This is a genomic window from Mammaliicoccus sp. J-M41 (assembly GCF_022385935.1).
GTDB lineage: Bacteria > Bacillota > Bacilli > Staphylococcales > Staphylococcaceae > Mammaliicoccus > Mammaliicoccus sciuri_A.
In genome coordinates this window covers 71,469-94,382 of sequence record NZ_JAJNIR010000008.1, presented here as the reverse complement: position 1 = coordinate 94,382, position 22,914 = coordinate 71,469, and the positions used below count along the sequence as shown (strand labels likewise).

The following is a 22,914-nucleotide window of genomic DNA, read 5'->3' as shown; positions in this document are numbered from 1 at the left end:
GATGGACTAGATATAGAGGAATTAAAAAAGTTTCCATGGACACCACGCTTATTTGTGCTGCCATGAATCTTAAAAAGTTGGCAATGTGGCTAGTAAAAGAGCCACAAATAGCCTAGATTAAACGTAGTTTAATCATGATTTTAGTGGAAATTATTAATCTATACAAAAAAACAAACTGAACTTATAAATTTAAGTTCAGTTTGTCCACAGTCTGAAAGCAAGCGACCTAGTCGCTTGCTTTTTTATATTTAACCTATTTGTATACGTTCTTTAGGATAATGGAACTTATCAGGTGTTGATTTTCCACCTAACATGACGACGAAACATAATAGTCCTACCCGACCTATAAACATCAACATCATGATGACGATTTTAGATCCTAATTGTAAGCCATCTGTAATCCCCATTGATAATCCACATGTACCAAACGCTGACATCGTTTCAAAGAATATAGATAACAAATCATGTTTGCCATCTTCAAATCGAACGACAGATAATACACCTACAAACGTAATCGCTAATGCAAGTGAAATAACTGCAAATGATCTTTGTATATCAATTGGATGTATTTCTCTATTGAAAGCTTTTATAGTTGTTCGACCATTACTAAAGTTCACTAAGTATAAAACAAGTATCGTAAATGTTGTCGTTCTTATACCACCACCTACTGAACTAGGTGAAGAACCTATAAACATCAATCCACCTAAGAAAAAGTTTGTTGCTTCAGTAAATTGACTTAAATCTATTGTTGATAGTCCAGCACTTCTTGTAGATGATGATTGGAACATTGCATAGAATAAAGCTTTATGCCACGAAACATCTTTAAATGCATTTGAAAACTCAAATAAATAAACCACAATTGTACCGAGTAAGAATAAAAATAAATATGTCGCACTCGCTATTTTAGTGAATAGCGAGAATCTAAAGTTTGGAATTGTATTTTTCATGTATGTTTTGACTTCAATCAATACAGGGAAGCCGATTGCACCTAACATAATAAGTAACATAATGATAGTTTGAACGAAATAATCATTAGCATAAGGTGCTAATGATTCTCCCGTTATATCAAGTCCACCGTTTGTAGTTGCTGATACTGATGCAAATATACCATGATGTATTGCTTCTTTCACTGATCCAATATCTTTATAGAAATAAAATGATAGCAATATCGCACCAATAACTTCAATCATTAAAATTGTTCTCACAATATCTAATATTAACTTCACAACACCATTCATAGCGTTTGAATTACTATCTAACATGATTAATTGGCGTTCACGTAAACCGATATGTTTACCTAAAATGACCCAAAGTAATGTACCAATAGCCATTACACCTATGCCACCAATATTAAGTATAATCAGGATGATAGCTTGTCCAAATATGGTAAACGTATCTTCAATTGTAACAGGTGTTAACCCCGTTACACTGACACCTGATACAGCAACAAATAATGTATCGACTGGTGCAATTTTAACACCAGGTTTAACAACATAAGGTAAATTTAATAATAAAAAGGCGACAATAATTGCGCCCAAATAATATAATACAATACCCTGTTGTGGAGTCATTTTTTGAAAAAAGTATTTTATAATGGACACAAATTGTCACCTCTATTTTATTTCAATGTTAATTTTTTCGTAATTTCTTTTCCATCTCGGATAAGCTTCAAGTTAACACTGTCACCTTTTTTATGATTATTATATAATTCTTTTCTAAATTCAAGATTATTTTCAATTTTTGTATCGTTAATACCGACGATTACATCATTAAATTTAACGCCAGCTTTGTCAGCATTACCATCTTTAGTAACACCAGTAATTGCCATTCCTGATTTATATTTATCAGGTAAAGATATTTGAGACTTTTCACTATCACTCATTTTAGAATAGTTTTGAGCCATAATACCTAATTCCGGACGTTCAATTTTACCATTTTTCTCTAATTTATTAATGTAGTCAGTAGCATCATTTGATGGAATTGCAAACGCCATACCTTCTACATTAGGCATATCGATTTTCAATGATACAATACCGATTAAATTACCTTGTGAGTCTAATACAGGACCACCTGAGTTACCAGGGTTGACTGCAGCATCTGTTTGAATAGCTTTAATTTCCCAATCATACTCGTCATCGCCATTAAAATCAACAGGAACTTTTCTATCTAGACCAGAAACTACACCTGTAGAAATACTATTTTGGAATTCAGCGCCTAACGGACTACCTATAACGATAGCTGTTTCACCTAAAATTAAATTGTCTGAGTCCTCAAATTTAATAGGTTTAAAATCTTCAGTTTTTTCAATTGGAATCGTTAAGACTGCTATATCAGACCATTGATCTGATCCTAATACTTTACCATCATACTTTTTACCATTTGCTGTTGTAATAATTGGTTTCTTATCACTTGATACAACATGTGCATTTGTTACTATGTATGCTTTTTTATTTTCAACTTTGTAAACGACGCCTGAACCGACGCCGCTATTTTCTTCTTTTTCCTTCGCTGAAGATTCTTTCTTACTAGATACATCTGAATCTTCATGAGATACACCTACGACTGAGTTTTTAGATTTCTCTACAGCTTCCATAACATTCGTAATAGGCTTTTGGAATCCTTTTTGAGATTGTTTTTCTTCAATCGATTTTCTACTTTCGTTAGGAGGATTTACATTTTGGAATATACTCCATACTAAAATAAATATTAAGATGATTGCTAAAATAATCGCAATGATTGGCCAATGCTTTTCTATTTTAGTTAAAAATGTATTGAGAAAACTATTTTTATTTTGAGATTTTTGTTCTACTTTTTCATCATGTCTTGCACCGAGCTGCTTATTTGTTTCAAAGTCATTATCTTTAGAAAAGGCTTTATCTGTTTCTGCCTGTTTTTGTTCACTTACTTTTTCATATTTAATCTCTTCAGGTTCTTCTTCTAAGTTTATTTTGCTATCTTCATTGTTTGTTTGAACTTCATCGTTATGTAACACATCATCTTGTTCACTATGTTCTTGATGTGTTTCAGCAAGTCGGTCATCGTCTAAATCAATTGTTGGATGTGATTTAGATTCTTCTTCTTGCTTTTTGATTTCTTCTTTCGTTAATTTTTCGATACGTGCTTTTTGCATATTTTCCTTAACACGTAATTCGTTTTTCTTTTGAAGTTCTCGTTCATTAGCTTTTTTTATTTCATATTCTTTTTTCTCTTGTTCGATTCTTTTTTCACGTTCTTCGTTATGAAAAAATTCACGTCGCTGTCTCTTATATTCATTTCTAGGAATGACATGCTTTTTTCGTGACATTTATTGCCCTCCTCAATCTAAACACTTAATGTATCTATTATGCCATATAATACTAAATTTATTAACATAAAACCATTGTAATTCTCAATATTATACACCTATTTTTACATATATTTACGAATTCATTCAATATGGATTATTCAATTAAAAAAAGATAAAAAAACACCCACAAAGTCATCAATAAACTTTGTGGGTGTTTTGCTTTTATAATATTAATTTGATGTTTTTTTATTATTGCGTACTGAAGTAATCCAACCAATAATAACGAGTAATAATAATACTGTCCAGAATATAGATTGCCATAGTATGCCATGAGGGAAATCATGTGGTAATACACCAATTTCATCATGTGCCAATACGATAACAAACAATTTAATACCTACCCAACCTACAATCGCAAATGCTGCCGCTTCTAAGTTTGGATATTTATTTAATAATTCTACAAAGTATGTTGCTGCGAATCTCATAATAATAACACCAATCATACCACCGACAAACATAACACCGAATTGACCAGCGTCCATACCACCAAAGTGGATACCCATTGCCGGTAATGTTACTGCGATAGCAAATGCTGCTAACATAGAATCAATCGCAAATGCGATATCTGCAAATTCTACTTTTAATACAGTCATCCAGAAATTCTTTTTCAATTTATGATGACCATGTCCATCAGAAGGAAATTCTGATTCAGGGAAATCATCTTGAGCTTCTACGTCATCTGGCGTCTTGAGCTCTTCACCTTTATGCTTTTTAAAGTCTATCAAGTTCTTAATGGACATATAAATTAAGTACAATGCCCCAGCCGCTTGAATTGGCCAGAAGTTAGCTAAGAAACTAATTAAGAATAATGATAAGAAACGAAATACAAATGCACCTAATAATCCATAGAATAATGCTTTTTTCCTTAAATCTTCTGGTAAATGTTTGACCATTACGGCCATAACAACAGCATTATCTGCTGCTAATAATCCTTCAAGAAAAATTAAAACAATTAATACCCAGCCGTAACTGATTAACAAACTCGGATCCATCAATTCACACTCCATTCTTTTTTATAAAAAACAAAAGAGACCATGCCTAATAAAAGGCAAAGGTCTCACTTAACATTTATGTGATGTCCATATTACCGGAAACTTGCGCTTCGTAATGACGATAATATGCTAGAATTTTTAAGTTCTAAAGTTACTCCCCTTCGACAAAGTCGTAGGTCTATTTAGTTTTACTTAATTATTATACAATGTTTTGTTCATTATAACAAACTATATAATTTAATTTCTGGGAATTTATCTTCAAACCATCTAGTTGCAAATTCATTTTCAAATAAGAATACATATTGATCATAGCGGTCTTTAACTAAAATAGATCGACTTGAATTCATATTGTCCGTAATATCTTTTTCATTTTCAATCCATCTTGCTATTTTCTTACCGACTTGTTCCATAACAACATCAACATTATATTCATTTTTCATACGATGCTCGAATACTTCAAATTGTAATTGTCCAACTGCACCTAGTATGATTTGATTCGTGTGCAACGTTTTATAAAGTTGAATCGCACCTTCTTGAACTAATTGTTCAATCCCTTTATGGAAATGCTTTTGTTTCATAACATTTTTAGCGCTAACTTTCATAAATATTTCAGGTGTAAATTGTGGTAATGATTCAAAATGGAATTTCTGGTTCCCGCCGACAAGCGTGTCACCAATTTGATAATTTCCAGTATCATATAACCCGATAATATCACCACTAACAGCATGGTTTACAGTTTGTGTATCATCTGCCATAAATGAAGTTGAACGCGTAATTTTTTGTTTTTTCTTATTACGTTGAAGTGTCACATCCATACCTCTTTCGAATGCCCCACTCACGACTCTCATAAATGCGATTCTATCTCTGTGTCTTGGATCCATATTTGCTTGTATCTTAAAGATAAATCCTGAGAAGTCTTGATCGAATGGATCCACAACATCTCCTTCTTCAGTTTTGCGGCCACTTGGCATTGGCGCATAATCAACATACGCATTAAGGAAGTTTTGAACACCGAAATTCGCTAATGCTGAACCGAAGAATACTGGCGTTAACTCTCCAGCTAACAATAATTCTTCATCAAATTGTTCACCGACTTCATCTACAAGCATTAACTCATCAATTGCTTGAGAAAATTGTGAATCATTTTTGATTGGATGATCTTCTTCTAATTCATAGTCATCATTTAAATGTAATATATTCTCTTCATCTCTAAATGGCTCTATTGTCTTATCGGATCTATCAATAATTCCGAAGAAATTTTGTCCCATTCCAATTGGCCAGTTCATAGGATAAGTTTCTATTTCTAATGTTTTCTCAATTTCTTCTAAAAGTTCAAAAGGTTCTTTACCCATTCTGTCTAATTTGTTGATAAATGTAAAAATAGGAATTCCTCTCATTTTACATACTTTAAACAATTTCAACGTTTGCGGTTCGATACCTTTTGCACAGTCAATTACCATTACAGCACTATCTACAGCCATTAATGTTCTATACGTATCTTCAGAAAAGTCTTCGTGTCCTGGTGTATCTAATATATTAATGTTGTAATGATCATAATCAAATTGCATAACTGAACTTGTAACAGAAATACCACGTTCTTGTTCCACTTTCATCCAGTCACTTGTCGCAAACTTCCCTGTCTTTTTACCTTTAACGGTACCTGCTTGTCTAATCGCACCACCAAAAAGTAATAATTTTTCAGTTAATGTTGTTTTACCAGCATCTGGGTGGGATATAATCGCAAATGTCTTTCTACTTTCTACTTCTTGTTTAATCGTCACAATTCATTTCTCCTTATAATTCGGATGTCCATTGGCTAATTCTATTTGCTAATTCATTTGCTTCATCTTCATCAAGTACATTAAACAAATGCAAGTACAAATGCTCAATTAAAGATTCTCCGTATAAATCGTAATCTACTTCAATAGACCAAAATAAATCCGGAATTGAAATCACAAAATATTCTTCTTTTTTATTTTCATATATATATACTTTACAATTTAAGTTTTGCGAATGACTTTCTCTAATCTTCACTTGGCTTTCCTCCATACTTTTCATATGCTGCCTCTAAACCGATTAAATCATCTCTATGAGGCACTTTGATATGACCAGGCATGATTTGATATGGCTCTCTCCCTTTAGATGCGAGTACAACTGTATCACCTGGCTCAGAAATTTCTATTGCATGTTTAATGCCTTCTGCTCTATCTTCAAATTCTACATAATTATTATGTGTCGCTCCTTTAGCTAATTCTGCTGTTAACATTTTCGGATCATCATTTGCAGGGTTATCTGGTGTGAAAATCACATAATCTGCTCGACAACTTATTTTACCCATTTCTGGTGTTTTTGTTAAGTCTCTTTCTCCGGCCATACCAACTAAGAATATTAATTTTTGTTTTACAAATGGTTTTACAGCATCTATTAATTTATCCATTCCGTCTGGCGTATGTGCATAATCAATAATTAAATCTATTGGTAAGTTTCTATCTAATACTTCTAAACGTCCTTCAACTGCAGGCATATTTTCAACAGCTTCAGTTATGTCGTTTAAGTCATAACCTTGTGCCCACAAACTTATAATGCTCGCTAATAAATTAAGGACATTAAATTTACCTAAATAAGGTGATTGTACTTTGTAAGAACCAAATGGTGTTTCAAGTGTAAAACGCACACCGCTGATAGATTCTTCTATATCTTTAGCCATAAAGTCTGCTTCGTTATCTATACCATATGTAAATATTTCGAATGGTGTTACAGGTATTAATTCTTTTATATATGGATCATCTGCATTCAATATGACATATTTGTCTTTTCTGTAGTCTTGACCTAATTGACTAAATAATAATGACTTAGCATGTCCGTAAGCTTCCATCGTACCATGAAAATCTAAATGATCTTGTGTTAAATTTGAAAAAATAGCGATATCAAATTCTAAACCACGAAGTCTGCCGATAACTAACCCGTGACTTGAGACTTCAAATGTCATACTCTCACATTCTTTATCAACCGCTTCAACAATATGTTTCGTTAAAGTAACAGTTTCTGGAGTCGTATTAACACCCTTTGTAACTGTTTCATTAATTTGAAAACCATTCGTTCCTAAATAAGCACTATTTTTCCCTAATCCTCTCGTTAAATGATGAATCATTGTCGCAATTGTCGTCTTACCATTTGTACCCGTTACACCAATCGTCGTTAATTTTTGACTAGGAAAATCAAACAAGACATGACTAAAGATACTTGCCACTTTCAATGTATCCTTAACCACAATTAATAGTACATCCTCATTTAATTCTACGTAACGGTCACTCACAATGACGCTACATCCTTGCTCTATTACATTCGGTATAAATTTATGACTATCTACTGTATAACCTTTTGATGCCACAAATATAGAGCCTTCTTGAGCATTTCTTGAATCTGTCGTAATATCATGAACTTCTTGATCAATTTGACCGTAAGTTTGTTTAATTTTTATTTTATTTAATAACGTTTTAACATTCATCGTTATTGCTCCTTTATTTTCAATAGGTCTATTATACACTTTCTTAAGTTGATTTTATAGCTTAGACTATAACTATAAACAATTATAAAATGAGTGAGCGTTTACTTTTAAATAAAGGGGTGCTTTTATGATTGATATTCAATCCATTACGAAATCTTATGGAAAAGCAGTTATTTTAAAAGATGTAACAACTCAATTTGAACCTGGTTTAATAACAGGTTTAATTGGCCCATCAGGTGCAGGCAAGACGACTTTGATCAAATGTATTTTAGGCATGACAACTATGGATTCTGGTACAATTTCGATCAACGGCAATCGTATACCTAACAGAGAAATTTTAAGGTCTATTGGTTATATGTCTCAAAGTGATGCATTATTTGATGATTTAACCGCTGTTGAAAATTTAAAATTCTTTGCGAAATTATACATTCATAAAGCACTTAAATTGGACATCAACGAACAAATAGAACGAACACTGGAAATTGTCAACTTATCACATGAAAAACATAAAAAAGTTAAGGCATTTTCCGGAGGTATGAAACGTAGATTATCTCTTGCAATTAGTATGATTCAAAATCCAGACATATTGATTTTAGATGAGCCAACAGTTGGTATAGACCCAAGATTAAGAAAATCAATCTGGAATGATTTGTTTCAATTTAGAGATGAAGGCAAGACCATTCTTATCACAACACATGTATTAGATGAAGCTGATAAATGCGATCGATTATTACTAATGAGAGAAGGACAAATTATTTCTTATGGTACGCCAAATGAAATTAAATCATCATATAACGTAAAAACGATTGAAGATGTCTTCTTAGCGTTAGGAGATGGTGCACATGATTAATATTGCCACGCGTATTTTAAAACAAGTTATAAGAGATAAACGTACCCTAATGCTCTTACTCGTTGCACCGTTATTAATAATGACGTTGATTTATTTTTTATTTAATTATTCTGATGAGTCAACTGATCTAAAAGTGGGTACATATCAAGTAAACGATCAAATCATTTCAAGCCTCAAAAAACAGGATATTAACATTCAAAAGTATTCAAATCAACAAGATTTAAAACATAAATTTAAAGAGGATCATTTAGATGGTTTTCTATCATTAAACGATAACAAACTAGATGTAACTTACGAAAATACTGACCCAAGCAAAACGAGTCAATTAAAGTTAACCATCAATAAATTAGTCATTATGCAAAGTACAAAGCAGTTGTCATCTGTCGTTAATCAACAAGGGAAAATCATTCAGTCCATAACTCAACAACTGCCAGCAGCCGAAAAAAGTCTCAAGTTTCGGCTAAATACCCAAATCATATAACAAAGTTAGATGCCAAAGAACATTATTTACATGGTGGTAAATATACAAATTATTTTGATACAATAAGCCCTATTTTAATCGCATTTTTTGTATTCTTCTTTACATTCTTAATTTCAGGTATTTCGTTACTTAAAGAAAGAACATCTGGAACTTTAGAAAGAACATTATCATCACCTATTAAAAAACATGAAATTATTTTAGGTTATATAATAGGTTATGGTACATTTGCCATCATACAAACAACTTTGATTGTTTTATATGCTATTTATGTATTACAAATGGTTACTGAAGGCAACATATTATTAGTATTTATTACGAATGTACTCGTGTCATTTATAGCACTTACGCTAGGTTTATTGTTATCGACATTCGCATCATCAGAATTTCAAATGATTCAATTTATTCCTTTAGTTGTGATTCCTCAAGTCTTTTTTGCAGGCATCATACCAGTGGAAAGCATGCATAAAGTACTCGTATATACCGCGCATATCATGCCGCTATACTATGCAGGTGATACCATTCAAAATGTTATGTTAAGAGGCTATCACTTATCAGATATTTATATAAATTGGATCATACTCATTGGTATATTCTTATTACTGTTAGTATTAAATATGATTGGTATGAATCGATACAGAAAAGTTTAACTATATTCCATGCATAATGACGTATAATTTGTTAAATATCTCCAACTAAAACATTGATATAGTATAAAGTTTTTATATTAATTTTGTAATTATATGCAATATCTTTTCACAAAATAGCGAAAATGCGTTAAACTATCATAGAAATTAAATACAAATACGGAGTGTGGCTAATGGTTTCTCAAAACAAAAAATTATTGATTATTACAGGTTCTTTCGGTAATGGTCATCTACAAGTTACGAATAGTATTGTGAAACAATTTGGTGAAATGAATTTAAATCATTTAACTGTTATTGAGCATGATTTATTTTTGGAAGCACACCCTATTATGACTTCAATTGCGAAACAATGGTATATAAACAGCTTTAAGTATTTCAGAAATATGTATAAGTTCTTCTACTATAGTAGACCTGAACAAATTGATAAATGTTTCTATAAATACTATGGATTAAATAAATTATTGAATTTACTTATAAAAGAAAAGCCTGATTTGATTTTGTTAACTTTTCCGACACCGGTCGTATCAGTTTTAACGGAACAATTCAATTTAAATATACCTATCGCTACAGTTATGACGGACTATCGTTTACACAAGAACTGGGTAACACCACACTCAAATAGATACTATGTTGCTACGAAAGATTTGAAAAAAGAAATTGAATCTATCGGTGTAGTAAGCGATGCAATCAAAGTAACTGGCATACCTATTTCGAAACAATTTGAGCAACCAATCGACCGATATCATTGGTTAACGAAACATAAATTAGATCCAGACAAAAAAGTCATTTTAATGTCTGCTGGTGCTTTCGGTGTATCAACAGGTTTCTCAACGATGATTAGTAAAATAGATATGTACGCTAAAGATGCACAAGTTGTCATGATTTGTGGTAACAGTAAAAGTTTAAAAAATGAACTTAGACATCATTTTAAAGATAATGATAATGTTTTAATACTCGGTTATACGAAACATATGAATGAATGGATGGCATCTAGCCAACTCATGATTACTAAACCAGGTGGTATCACTATTTCTGAAGCATTCTCAAGACATTTACCACTGGTATTCTTAAATCCAGCACCTGGACAAGAGTTAGAAAATGCTGAGTATTTCGCACGAAAAGGATACGGTAAAATAGCACACACACCAGAAGAAGCGACTAAACTTGTTATTTCACTTATGAATCAACCATCTAGACTTAAAGAAATGACACAATTACTAGAAGAAAATTATATTGAAAAATCAACAGAAAATATATGCAAAGACTTACTTTCATTATTAAGTGATTCACTTTCTTATAATGAAGTTTATGGAAAGGTTCCTATGTATGCCAAATACTTCATCAGATAAAACATTTCACAAAAAAGATTTTCGGTTAATGCTCATCATATTATTTATGATGGAATTTGCGAGAGGAATGTACATTTTAAGTTATTTACCAATTCTACCAACAACCACTGCTAAAGTGACTGTTGGTATTACTTCTTTAGCGATTTCTTTACATTTCATCAGTGATGCATTAACCAATTTCGTAATAGGTTTTCTTCTAAAACGATTTGGTCCAACTGTTATATTAACGTGTGGATTTATATTAGCTTTTTCAAGTTTAGCACTCATTATTTTTATACCGTCACCTATCGTATTTATTTTAAGTGCCATATTATTAGGTATCGCGGTCAGTCCAATTTGGGTCATTATGTTATCTAGTGTAGACGAGGCTTCTAGAGGTAAACAAATGGGATATGTTTATTTCAGTTGGTTAGTTGGTTTATTATCAGGTATGATCTTCATGAACTTACTATTTAAACTACATCCTACTCGATTTACATTTATGATGGCGCTATGTGTACTCATTGCATGGATATTATTCTATTTCGTTAAAGTACAATTAACAAATTATGAAAGTAAATCTGTTAAAAAACAACTACGAGAAATCGTACAAGTTACAAGAAGACATTTATTGCTATTTCCAGGTATCTTTTTACAGGGTTCTGCAATCGGCATGTTGGTCCCTATATTGCCAACATACGCAACAAAGCATATGGGTGTTACGACATTAGAATATACACTTTTACTTATTGTCGGCGGTATTGGATGTACCATTTCGATGTTATTCTTTTCTAAATTGATGGATAAACATTCTAAAGCATTTACACATCTTATCATTTTTGTAGGATTTTTAGCATATAGCTCATTTATATTTGGATTAACGGTCTTAACACAATTATTTATCGTTCTATTGATTGCTCTACTCATTGGTACTATTTATGGATTACTCTTACCAGCATGGAATACATTTATGGCTGGTCAAATTCACAACAAAGTTCAAGAAGAAACATGGGGTGTCTTTAATAGCGTTCAAGGATTTGGAACAATGATTGGCCCGGTATTAGGTGGCTTAATTTCTGAAGTATTTAGAGACGTGTATTATACAATTTATGCTTCAAGTATTATGTTCTTATTCTTAGCATTATTCTATGGTACATTCTTTATCACTAATTATAGAAAAAGAAAATCAGCATAAAATAAAAGGAAGCAGAAGTATTAAATCAATACTTCTGCTTCCTTATTTATATGAGATAAATTTCAATTTATCCTAGTGTATATGAAGCTTCTTCAGACCATGTTTCGTCTTCATTTTGCTTCATAAGTTTAATTGTATCAATTGTTTCTGAATGATCTATACCAGCCATTCTTACTTGGCCATAAATATCTTCAAATTCTTGGCTTGAAAGACCTTGTGCAATTGTAAAGTGTGGTACGAATGGATGTGTACTTTCACCATAGAATGCTTCATTATTAAATTTACTAAATAAAGATTCTAATTCATCCGTTTTAGTCACTTTAAAATAAATAACATTTTTAGTAGGTGCAAAGCTAGATGCTTTAGACACTTGGATATTTAATGGTTCAAATTCTTTAGCTGTAGCTTCTAATTGTGATTTCACTTCATTTAGTTTACTATCTTCAATTTCAAATTTCTCTTTAATTGTAATATGTGGTGCAATTAACGCATAGTGTTTGTCATATCTTTTACGATAAGCATTCACTTTTTCTTGGAATGGTTTAGACGGAATAAGTACGATGCCTAATTTCATAATGATACTTCCTCCTTTGTTTTTCTACATTATTATTATATCAAATTTTTTTGATTTTGATGACTTAAAAAGTAACTTAACATATTTGGTAATTCAGGCTTCCATGTTTTCCATGTATGTCCACCATCTAATTCAGTGTATTCATAGGTTAAATCTACTTGTTTAACGCGTTCACTGAATGCACGATTAGGTGTTAAAAAGTCTGCCATATCTCCACTTATAAGTTTGAAAGAATCTTCTTCTTTACCTATATAATGTTTGATTGTTAATAGATGTTTAGATGAGCAATTGTTAAATGCTTCTATTACTGTATCGTTGATCAGTGGACTGAACAGACCTGCTTGACTAAAATGATGCGGGTATTCTAAACATGTCATTAAAGCGATACTTGCTGCTAGACTATCGCCTAGTAACATTCTTGCATTACCTACTTTCAAAGTTGAGAATGTTTTATCAATATAAGGACATAGCTCTTTCACCACAAATTGTGACGTTTCTTTTCGGTATTCTCCATCGGGATGAAATTCTGTTCTTCTCTTATCTACATCTTCATAGTGAACACCGACAATGATTGCCCTTTCTATTTCATCATTTGTTCTTAATTTCTCGTATGCGCGATGAATTTGACCAAATTGGAAAAAGTCCCTACCGTCAAATGTAATAATCACATGATGTTTATATAGATCTGTATAGTCTTTAGGTAAGTAAATTGAGATTGTCACTTCCCTTTTTAAGAATTTACTTTCGAGTTTAATTTGGTCAACAAGACCTATTTTTTTATCCATAAAGAACGCTCCCAACTGTACATATAATATTATTGTACAGTAGAGAGCGTATATTTGAAAGCGTTTGATATTGTTTAATTATTTATCATCTAAGTTAAACTCTTTTAAACGTTTAGGATAATCTTCATGCCAGAATTTAGCTGTTGGCACTTCATCTGGAGCTGGTTTATAAATTGCATAATAACCAGAGCCTTTTTGTTTTTTCTGAATTTCGAAGTCACGTAATGCTCTTAAGGCTGGTTTATGGAGTATCCAAATCGCAATGATATTTAACCATGCCATCATACCTACACCTAAGTCACCCATCGCCCATGCAACATCAGCTGTTTTAACACATCCGTATATTGTGGCACCTATGAGGACTAACCTTACTAATATAATCCATATCTTCTGTTTATCGGACGGTATGATATAACTTACGTTAGTCTCTGCAATATAATAGTATGCCAGTATCGTTGTAAATGCGAAGAAGAACAATGCTAAGGCAATAAAGTAAGAACCGAAACCTGAGTATGCAGGATCAAACGTGTAGTTATCTCCAGAGAATGCTTTATCGATCCCTGCTTGAGCATACATCGCTGTACCTGATACGTCTTTACTACCATCAGGGCCTTGTACATAAATACCATTGTCATGAATTAAATGTGGTGAACCATCTTTATTTGTTCCACCGTCTGTCGTATTAAATGTACCTGACATTAAAATCATTAATGCTGTAGCTGTACATACTAATAAAGTATCTATATAAACTGAGAATGCTTGTACAAGTCCTTGTTTAGCTGGATGTGATACTTCTGCAGCGGCAGCAGCATGTGGTCCAGTACCTTGACCTGCTTCGTTTGAATAAAGTCCACGTTTAACACCAATTTCAATCATCGCACCGAATATACCACCAAAAGCAGCTTCAACACCAAATGCAGATTTGAAAATTAATGCGATTAAAGCTGGTACTTCCTGAATATTTGATATAATAATAACAATCGCTAAACCTATGTAAACAATAGCCATAAAAGGTACAACAGCTGTCGCAACATTTGCAATTGCTTTAATACCACCGAAAATAATAAGCGCTAATAATACAGCTAATACTATAGCAATAACCCAAGGATTTAAACCAAATGCATTTTTCATAGACGAAGCAATGGCATTTGATTGTACACCTGGAAGTAATAGACCTACAGATAGTACTGTTACAAGTGCAAATATAATTGCATATATTTTACCAGCTTTACCTTTTATACCTGATTCTATGTAGTATGCTGGTCCACCACGATATTGACCATTAATTTCTCTTTTATAAATTTGACCAAGTGTTGATTCGATAAATGCCGAACTCGCACCTAGAAACGCTGTAGCCCACATCCAGAATACTGCACCGGGACCACCGATAAAGATTGCTGTTGAAACACCAACAATATTACCTGTACCAACACGACCTGCTAATGATACTGCGATTGCTTGGAAAGAAGAAATACCTGTTGGTGATTTTTCCCCTTGAAACATTAACCGAATCATTTCTTTAAAGTGCCTGACTTGGAAGAATCTCATCATAAATGAAAATAAAACACCTGTTAGTAAAAGACCATATACTAACGCTTTACTCCATACAATCTCATTCGCAAAGCTAACAATAGATTCCATAATTAATCTCCCCTTTGTTGTAAGCCTTAAGATAACCTCATGTTCAGAAAATTTTGAAATTACCTTGTTATGATTATACCATGTATAAATACACAATCAATATTTTTTTGAAATGAGCATAACATAAATTGTAAGCGCTTACTATATTGTCAAAAAAGGTTTCTTGAAATAATAAGTATAAAGTCTTACAGACTCTTATATTCATAAATACGTTATAATTATTCTAATCCGTACAACTTAAAATAATATATAAAAATATAAACTTTCAAACTATACACGAATTCTAGAAACTATTTTATTTATCATTGTTAATTCTGTAATTTCGCTTATAATATAAAAGTATGAGAAAGTTTGATAAGGAGGACTTCTATTGTTAAATAAAGCATGGTTTCGTACAGGAATAGCTATTCTCCTTACGTTTCTAATTATTAAAATATTTATGGAAATCAATGAAATATTTTATCCGATTATCATTATTGTAAAATCCATATTACTACCATTATTATTAGGTGGATTCTTATTCTATATTTGTTTACCTTTTCAGAAGATGTTAGAAAAAAGGAAAGTACCAAGATGGGGAAGTATTTCGATTATCATCGTAGTATTAATACTAATTGTTGTACTATTTATCTCTATTATTGCTCCTGTACTAACAAATCAAATTAATAATTTAATTAAGAACATTCCATATATACAACGTGAAATTCAGCATGTTGTAGATTATGCATTACAACAAAGAGATCGATTGCCAGAAAATATATCACAAAAAATTAATGATTCAATCGAAAGTATAAGCGGTATCGTAACAGATATGTTAACCAACTTATTTAGTTATATTTCATCATTTGTTTCAACAATGTTCTTATTAATCTTAGTGCCTTTCTTCTTAATATATATGTTAAAAGATCACGAAAGATTTATACCGTTTATTGCTAGACCATTTAAAGGACGTACGAAATGGTTTGTCGTGAATTTAAGTAAAGATATTAATCAAACTTTACAATCATATATACAAGGTCAAGTTACAGTTAGTGTTATATTAGGTGTCTTATTGTACCTTGGTTATACTTTTGTAGGATTAGATTATGCCTTACTTTTAGCGTTATTAGCATTGATTACAAATATGATTCCATTCTTAGGACCATGGTTAGCATTTATACCAGCAGCAACAATCGCGCTTATACAAGATCCTATGATGCTCGTTTGGGTAAGTATTATCACTTTAATTTGTCAGCAACTTGAAGGTAACGTTATTACACCAAACATTATGGGTAAATCATTAAATATTCACCCACTTACAATCATTACAGTAATATTAGCTGCAGGTAATTTAGGTGGATTCGTAGCCATCTTAATAGCTGTGCCAACATACGCAGTACTTAAGACAATCGTTCGAAATGTATACACACATAGACAATCTATTAGTTCAAGTGCGAACCGTACAGTTGAAGACGATCCAATACATGATAACAACTTAAAATAAACAAAAAACTGAAACCAATGAGGTTTCAGTTTTTTGTTTGGTGTGGAAGATGTTATTGTGGGTGCCCTTAGTTACACTTCCGCCGACTTTTGTTACTATGGGCGCTCTTATTCACACTTCCGCCGACTTTTGTTACTATGGGCGCTCTTATTCACACTTCCGCCGACTTTTGTTACTACATATACAAAAAACCAACAAAATCATAGATTTTGTTGGTTCTCTTAATTATCTTACAACGTGGTAACCTGAGTCTACGTGAATATTCTCACCTGTTACACCGCTTGAGTAGTCACTTAATAGATAAGCTGCTGTTTTACCTACTTCGATAATATCTACATTACGTTTCAATGGTGAACGTTCTTCGATTTCTTTAAGGATCGCATTGAATCCACCTACACCTTTTGCACTTAATGTACGGATTGGACCTGCAGAGATTGCATTTACTCGAATGTTATCTTCGCCTAAGTCACGTGCTAAATATTTAACATTTGCTTCTAAGCTTGCTTTAGCTACACCCATTACATTATAGTTAGGAACTGCAAATTCTCCACCTAAATAAGTAGTTGCAACGATGCTTCCACCTTCTGGCATTAATTTTTTAGCTTCTCTTGCAACAATTGTTAATGAATAAGAACTAATATCTTGTGCTAATAAGAATCCTTCACGAGATGTATCTGTAAATCTTCCTCTTAAGTCTTCCATGTTAGCAAAAGCGATTGAATGGTAAACACCATCAATATGACCAAATTTTTCTCCTATTTGTTCAAAAGCATTTACAACGTGATCGTCTTTTTGAACATCACACTCATAGATGTGTTGTCCACTTTGATTTTTTAATTCTTCAAATAATTTAACAAGTTGATCTTTACTACGTTCTTTTCTGTATGTGAATACTAAGTTAGCACCTAGTTCGTCTAACACTTTAGCTACACCAAAGCCAATACTTCTTTTGTTCGCAATACCCATGATTACATATGTTTTACCTTCTAAATTAAACATTCACTATACTCCTTTAATATGTATATTATACTAAACATTCACTCGTTATAATAACACTGGTCAGACCACCTGACAAGCATTATACTTTTATTTTATATTGAATAAAAAGTAAAAATGAGGTCTATAGTTCAACCTCATTTTTACAAAGTTTATTAAATAAATTCCATATCTTGTTTTAATTGCGAAACATATTCTTTAGATCCTGTCACAATTAACTTATCTCCATATTGTAATTCAGTATCACCATGAGGTACGATTGAGTCTTTCCCTCTAATAATACGTACGAAGATTACGTCCCCAGCAAATGGGAATGATCTTAACAGAACATTATGGTAGCTGTGGTTCTTCATCTCTATTTCATATAGAGAAGTTTCCACGTTACTTAATAAGTTCAGCATGTTTGGAGATTCAATTAATCCTTTAAGTAAAATTTTATTACTTAAGAAACTACTAAAGAATTCAATGTTCTTACCTTCAAATGCTTCATCTTCACTACCATTTTCTTGCTTACAAATAATTCTTTTAACGCCATGATCATGTGCCATTAAAGCGACTTGTTTATTGATATGATCATCGTTTGCAGAACATACAATGATATCTGAATCAAATAAACCTAATTCTACAAGTTCCTCTTCAATATAATCATCTAACTCATATGTTTTAATGCTTTCATCTAACTTTCTATTATCTGAAAGGTCTTTTCTAAAGAACATTGAAGTTTGATAAATGTGAGAATGAATACTTTGAGCAACTGGAATCGATAATTGGTTCTTACCAATAAAGCTCACTTTTACAATTTTCTTAGTTTCTTCAGGCATTGGGAACATCTTCTTAAATACAATCGGTACAAAGACACATGTGATAACCGCACTTAGAATAAGTATGCCAGATATTTCTGAGCTGATTGTTCCAAGTTGTTCAGCGATTTTTGCTGCTGCGATTACAAGTGACAATGTTGACGTTAATAAGAATGCCGAAGATATTGTCGTTTTACGGTCATACCATTTACCTATAAATGCTACTGGAATTAGCTTAGAAATTAAAAAGGCAATAAACAGTAAAGGTATGATAATTAATAATCCTGGCTCTTGCACTAGTGATGGTATGTTTAAATTCACACCTACCATAATGAAGAATATCGGAATAAAGAAACCATATCCAAATGAGTCTAATTTCTCTACCATATCTTGGTCAGGTCCTAATAACGATACGATAACACCTGCTAAGAAGGCACCTAATATATTTTCAGCACCCACACCTTCAGCTAAACCAACAAGTAGAATAATAAGTGCAAATACAGCACGGATACCTATTTGTGTAGTACCTGAAGTTAATTTTTTTAAGAATGGTGATTTTTTAAATAAACCACCCATAATATAAAAGATAAAACTAAAGACGATTAGAATACCTATAAGCCATAACGGTGAATCACCTTTAGCATTTATTGTTCCGTAAACTGTTAACAGTAACATTGTTGCTAAATCTGCTACAACTGCAACTAACAAGATAAATTGTCCGATGCTTGTATGCATAATATTCATTTCTTTTATTGTTGGTACAACTACACCTAAACTAATTGTCGAAATGATGATAACCATCAATAATACGTCGTCTATTAAACCAGTCCATTTGAATATAAAGGCTAATAAAATAGATAAAACCATAATTAATGAAAATACGACAGCCGTTAAATATAAATTACTTGGAATATTATTTCCTTCTTGTTCATCAGAAGTTTGTTTCGTCTTAAACGCATTAAAATCAATTTCTAAACCACTTAAGAACATTAAAAATATAAAACCTAACGTCGACAAGATAGATAACCATGCATCTTCTTTTACTAATCCAAATAAAGAGTCACCTATGATTATCCCCATTATGATTTCAGCAACGACAACAGGTAAGAAAGAAATTTTCAACCTATTTACAAGTATAGGTGTTAAAAATGCAGCAATAACAACAATAACGAGAGATGTAAAACTAGAATGCTCCATATTATTCTCCTTATATTAGATAAGACATAAATGCTGTTGCTAAACCAAAGTAGATCAACATACTGACAATGTCGTTTATTGTCGTAATGAATGGTCCACTTGCAACTGCAGGGTCAATATTCATTTTATTCATAAACATCGGTATAATTGCACCCATTAAAGTACCAACAGTCATCGCGATTGTTAAACTAACTGAAACGATGAGTGCCAATACAGGTTCGCGATATAATAAGACAATTATAATAAATAAACTTATTGCACAGAAGAAACCAGTCAATAATCCTGAACCAGATTCACGAAGTGCGAGCTTAAATTTGCTTTGTTCATTTATTTCACCTGTTGAAATATTACGTACAGATACGGCAAGAGATTGTGTACCTGAGTTACCACTCATACCACTAATGATAGGTATAAATGCTGCAAGAAGTGCAACTTGTGAAAGTGTATCTTCAAATTGTCCTAATATGGATGCTGTGATCATACCTAAAACTGTTAATATTAATAACCAAGGTAAACGTTTCATAGCTGTTTGGAAGACTGAATCATTTGTAGAGTCGATGTCAGATACACCGGCTAATTTAGAGTAGTCTTCACTTGCTTCTTCATCCATAACGTCCAAGATATCATCGATTGTAATGATACCTAGTAAATGATCTTGATAGTCAATTACAGGTAACGCAATCAAGTCATAATCACGCATTGTTTGTGCTACGTCTTCTTGGTCATCAGCTACATTAGAACTGATAACACGTTCACTCATAATTTCTTCAATATATGCATCATTTTCAGCAACGATTAAGTCTCTTAATGAGATAACGCCTGCTAACTTTTTATTTTCATCTACAACGAAAATAACATAAATTGTTTCCGCTTCAGGTGCTTGTTCTTTAACGTAGAACATCGCTTCTTTAACAGACATTGTTGAATATACTGAAATAAACTCAGTGGTCATAATACCACCGGCAGTGTCTTCTTCATAGTGAAGTAATGCTTTAATTTCTCTAGCATCTTCACGATTCATGAGTGTGAGTAAAGTGGCTATTTTACTTTTAGATAATACATTCAAAATATCAACTGCGTTATCGTATGACATGTCACTTAACATTTGACTTGCATAATTAGCATTCATATTTTGAAAAATTTCTTCGTATTCTTCATCATCTAACTCAGTCGTTTCAAAGAAGTCAGCTACTTCTAACGGAGAAAGGAATTGATATATTTTTTGTTTAAGCTCATTATCACATATTTCAAAGTATTCACCTTGGTCATATGTATGCATATTTAAAAATTCTTCTCTAAATTGGTCTATTTCATCATTCGCTAATAGTTCGTCTAACTTTTCTTTATCAAAAGCTTCGTCTTCGATGTAATTTTCATTATTTTCATTAACCAACTTTGCCACCTCCTCATAAAAATACAATTTATTATATCATACCTACACCGCTTAGGTTATAGTGCATTTCATCAACAATATGCAATTGTTTCAAAGTAATGGGATGTTCAAATTCTATATGATAGCACTGCAGTAATTGATGCTCATATTGACCATCTTCAAATCCATATAAACTATCCCCTATAATAGGATATCCAATATGTGCGAGATGCACTCTTATTTGATGTGTTCTACCTGTAAACAACTGTAATTTAAGCATGCTATTTTCAGCATCGCCATCTAAATATTCATATTCTGTATGTGCAAACTTACCTTCTTCAGAAACTTCTCTTTCTACAATAGAATGTTTTGCACGTGCGATTGGCGCTTTAATAACACCTTTCTTGGGTTCAACAGCCCCGTGAACAAGTGCAACATAGTATTTACTAATTGTCGTATTTGAAACCATATGATGTAATAATTGATGCTTCGCAAATATAACTATACCACTTGTACCGCGATCTAAACGTGTCACAATGTGTGGAATTGTTCGCTCACCATTCATTATCATATGGCTTAACACCGCTTCAACTAAACTATGATGAGGATGTTCTCTAGAAGGCGCAGTATTCATCATGGCAGGTTTAGAAACGATGATAAACCATTCATCTTCAAATAAAATTTTTAAATCAAATGTAAATGGTTCTAAATTATGACTAGGAGTTTCATTTGGTAAATGAACATCAATTTCATCACCTTCATGAATTTCTTTTCTAACGGTAGCGTATTTTTTGTTCACTAATAAAGCGCCATTCTGCTTAATGGCGCTTAAACTCTTTTTAGAAATGCCTTTATCATATAAGAATGTCTTCAAAGTCATTGAAGAAGTTGCTCTATAATGTAATACTTTCATATTTAATCCTCATTCGAAATAAATGAATCATGTACTCTTTTCCAGAAAGGAAATGGTCTAAATCTCGCAAAGCGGACTTTTTCATTTGCTACTCTATATTGAATCGATTCAATATTTTTATGTTTAACATTTACATGATCAATCGTAACTTGTAATGTATCGTTATTTACAGGATGTATATGACAAACGTGATGTTTAGGTAGTACAAGCGGAGAACCGACTGTTCTAAAGACACGGTTATTAATAGAAGCTATTTCAGCTATTTGCATAGCTTCTAGTGATGGATGTATAAGTGCTCCACCTAAAGCTTTATTATAAGCTGTTGAACCAGATGGTGTTGATACACATAAACCATCACCTCTAAATCTTTCAAACTGCTCGCCTCTTAATACTAAATCTACGACTAGTGTTGCGCCATTATCTGTTTTAATTGTCGCTTCATTTAAAGCTAAATATCTCGTTTCATATCCGCCTTTTTTATAACGAATAATCACTTCTAATAATGGATATTCTATAACTTGATAAGTTGAATTGTTAATTTCAATAATGAGTTTTTCAACTTCATGTGGCAACCAATCAGCATAGAAACCTAAATGCCCAGTATGTACACCTACGAAACTGACATCACCTAACATATGACTATATTGGTGAAATGCTTGTAATAAAGTACCATCTCCACCAACAGAAATTACGATATCGGGTGATTCTTTGTCTTCAACCATATTAAAGTCATTCATATGGTTTTTCATCTTATACATTAAAGCATTCGATTTTGAATCACCTTTTGATAATATATTATACTTCAAAGC

At 32.2% G+C, this 22,914-nt stretch carries 21 protein-coding genes; 7 read left to right on the top strand and 14 right to left on the bottom strand.

Annotated features, from left to right (window positions below; genetic code table 11):
- Nucleotides 1–116 (top strand): transposase (locus LQ686_RS05100; RefSeq protein ID WP_204183430.1); only part of this gene is annotated, 116 nt, incomplete at its 5' end.
- A 132-nt stretch (nucleotides 117–248) separates the two neighbouring features.
- Here LQ686_RS05100 and LQ686_RS05095 read toward each other — a convergent pair.
- From LQ686_RS05095 to LQ686_RS05070, 6 genes are all read right to left on the bottom strand, one after another.
- Nucleotides 249–1,601 carry a TrkH family potassium uptake protein gene (locus LQ686_RS05095; RefSeq protein ID WP_107565918.1) on the bottom strand — a complete coding sequence of 451 codons (1,353 nt, stop codon included), beginning with the start codon at nucleotides 1,599–1,601 and terminating at the stop codon, nucleotides 249–251.
- A gap of 17 nt (nucleotides 1,602–1,618) precedes the next feature.
- Nucleotides 1,619–3,304 carry a S1C family serine protease gene (locus LQ686_RS05090; RefSeq protein WP_107572753.1) on the bottom strand — a complete coding sequence of 562 codons (1,686 nt, stop codon included), beginning with the start codon at nucleotides 3,302–3,304 and terminating at the stop codon, nucleotides 1,619–1,621.
- Nucleotides 3,305–3,516: 212 nt separating this feature from the next.
- Nucleotides 3,517–4,338 (bottom strand): TerC family protein, encoded by an 822-nt coding sequence (locus tag LQ686_RS05085; RefSeq protein WP_107565916.1) that lies wholly within the window; start codon nucleotides 4,336–4,338, stop codon nucleotides 3,517–3,519.
- A 218-nt stretch (nucleotides 4,339–4,556) separates the two neighbouring features.
- Entirely contained in the window at nucleotides 4,557–6,119 is a 1,563-nt protein-coding gene (locus LQ686_RS05080; protein WP_025905649.1) for a peptide chain release factor 3, read from the bottom strand.
- 13 nt (nucleotides 6,120–6,132) lie between these two features.
- Nucleotides 6,133–6,372: a YueH family protein gene (locus LQ686_RS05075; RefSeq protein ID WP_025905650.1), complete on the bottom strand. Its 240-nt coding sequence runs from the start codon at nucleotides 6,370–6,372 to the stop codon at nucleotides 6,133–6,135.
- Nucleotides 6,362–7,846 carry a UDP-N-acetylmuramoyl-L-alanyl-D-glutamate--L-lysine ligase gene (locus tag LQ686_RS05070; RefSeq protein ID WP_025905651.1) on the bottom strand — a complete coding sequence of 495 codons (1,485 nt, stop codon included), beginning with the start codon at nucleotides 7,844–7,846 and terminating at the stop codon, nucleotides 6,362–6,364. The genes LQ686_RS05075 and LQ686_RS05070 overlap by 11 nt, the downstream gene beginning before the upstream one ends.
- A 127-nt stretch (nucleotides 7,847–7,973) precedes the next feature.
- Here LQ686_RS05070 and LQ686_RS05065 point away from each other — a divergent pair, with 127 nt between their 5' ends.
- The 5 genes from LQ686_RS05065 to ltaA all read left to right on the top strand — a co-directional run bounded on the left by LQ686_RS05065 (nucleotide 7,974) and on the right by ltaA (nucleotide 12,344).
- Nucleotides 7,974–8,696, top strand: coding sequence for an ABC transporter ATP-binding protein (locus LQ686_RS05065; protein WP_107565915.1), 723 nt, complete (start codon nucleotides 7,974–7,976; stop codon nucleotides 8,694–8,696).
- Nucleotides 8,689–9,177, top strand: a complete 489-nt coding sequence (locus LQ686_RS05060; RefSeq protein WP_239733198.1) for an ABC transporter permease — start codon at nucleotides 8,689–8,691, stop codon at nucleotides 9,175–9,177. The genes LQ686_RS05065 and LQ686_RS05060 overlap by 8 nt, the downstream gene beginning before the upstream one ends.
- On the top strand, nucleotides 9,174–9,824 hold the full coding sequence (locus LQ686_RS05055) for an ABC transporter permease (protein WP_239733199.1): 651 nt from the start codon (nucleotides 9,174–9,176) through the stop codon (nucleotides 9,822–9,824). The genes LQ686_RS05060 and LQ686_RS05055 overlap by 4 nt, the downstream gene beginning before the upstream one ends.
- A gap of 170 nt (nucleotides 9,825–9,994) precedes the next feature.
- The gene (locus LQ686_RS05050) at nucleotides 9,995–11,170 is read left to right on the top strand and encodes a diglucosyl diacylglycerol synthase (RefSeq protein ID WP_025905654.1); all 1,176 of its coding nucleotides are present in this window, start codon (nucleotides 9,995–9,997) and stop codon (nucleotides 11,168–11,170) included.
- Nucleotides 11,148–12,344: a lipoteichoic acid biosynthesis MFS flippase LtaA gene (gene ltaA / locus LQ686_RS05045; RefSeq protein WP_239733197.1), complete on the top strand. Its 1,197-nt coding sequence runs from the start codon at nucleotides 11,148–11,150 to the stop codon at nucleotides 12,342–12,344. The genes LQ686_RS05050 and ltaA overlap by 23 nt, the downstream gene beginning before the upstream one ends.
- Before the next feature lie 67 nt (nucleotides 12,345–12,411).
- On the opposite strand, the gene LQ686_RS05040 is transcribed toward ltaA, so the two are convergent.
- The 3 genes from LQ686_RS05040 to LQ686_RS05030 all read right to left on the bottom strand — a co-directional run bounded on the left by LQ686_RS05040 (nucleotide 12,412) and on the right by LQ686_RS05030 (nucleotide 15,344).
- Nucleotides 12,412–12,918: a YjcG family protein gene (locus LQ686_RS05040; RefSeq protein ID WP_025905656.1), complete on the bottom strand. Its 507-nt coding sequence runs from the start codon at nucleotides 12,916–12,918 to the stop codon at nucleotides 12,412–12,414.
- A 35-nt stretch (nucleotides 12,919–12,953) separates the two neighbouring features.
- Nucleotides 12,954–13,703 (bottom strand): alpha/beta hydrolase-fold protein, encoded by a 750-nt coding sequence (locus tag LQ686_RS05035; RefSeq protein ID WP_239709575.1) that lies wholly within the window; start codon nucleotides 13,701–13,703, stop codon nucleotides 12,954–12,956.
- A gap of 78 nt (nucleotides 13,704–13,781) precedes the next feature.
- The gene (locus tag LQ686_RS05030) at nucleotides 13,782–15,344 is read right to left on the bottom strand and encodes an alanine/glycine:cation symporter family protein (RefSeq protein WP_267919482.1); all 1,563 of its coding nucleotides are present in this window, start codon (nucleotides 15,342–15,344) and stop codon (nucleotides 13,782–13,784) included.
- 370 nt (nucleotides 15,345–15,714) lie between these two features.
- Here LQ686_RS05030 and LQ686_RS05025 point away from each other — a divergent pair, with 370 nt between their 5' ends.
- Nucleotides 15,715–16,827: an AI-2E family transporter gene (locus LQ686_RS05025; RefSeq protein ID WP_025905659.1), complete on the top strand. Its 1,113-nt coding sequence runs from the start codon at nucleotides 15,715–15,717 to the stop codon at nucleotides 16,825–16,827.
- Between the two features lie 225 nt (nucleotides 16,828–17,052).
- On the opposite strand, the gene fabI is transcribed toward LQ686_RS05025, so the two are convergent.
- The 5 genes from fabI to LQ686_RS05000 form a co-directional block, all read right to left on the bottom strand.
- Nucleotides 17,053–17,826 (bottom strand): enoyl-ACP reductase FabI, encoded by a 774-nt coding sequence (gene fabI, locus LQ686_RS05020; protein WP_103361601.1) that lies wholly within the window; start codon nucleotides 17,824–17,826, stop codon nucleotides 17,053–17,055.
- A gap of 152 nt (nucleotides 17,827–17,978) precedes the next feature.
- Nucleotides 17,979–19,820 (bottom strand): cation:proton antiporter family protein, encoded by a 1,842-nt coding sequence (locus LQ686_RS05015; protein WP_025905661.1) that lies wholly within the window; start codon nucleotides 19,818–19,820, stop codon nucleotides 17,979–17,981.
- A 10-nt stretch (nucleotides 19,821–19,830) separates the two neighbouring features.
- Nucleotides 19,831–21,213, bottom strand: coding sequence for a magnesium transporter (mgtE, locus tag LQ686_RS05010; RefSeq protein ID WP_025905662.1), 1,383 nt, complete (start codon nucleotides 21,211–21,213; stop codon nucleotides 19,831–19,833).
- Nucleotides 21,214–21,244: 31 nt separating this feature from the next.
- The gene (locus LQ686_RS05005) at nucleotides 21,245–22,105 is read right to left on the bottom strand and encodes an RluA family pseudouridine synthase (protein ID WP_025905663.1); all 861 of its coding nucleotides are present in this window, start codon (nucleotides 22,103–22,105) and stop codon (nucleotides 21,245–21,247) included.
- Between the two features lie 2 nt (nucleotides 22,106–22,107).
- Nucleotides 22,108–22,911 carry an NAD kinase gene (locus LQ686_RS05000; protein WP_025905664.1) on the bottom strand — a complete coding sequence of 268 codons (804 nt, stop codon included), beginning with the start codon at nucleotides 22,909–22,911 and terminating at the stop codon, nucleotides 22,108–22,110.
- Nucleotides 22,912–22,914 lie beyond the last annotated feature (3 nt).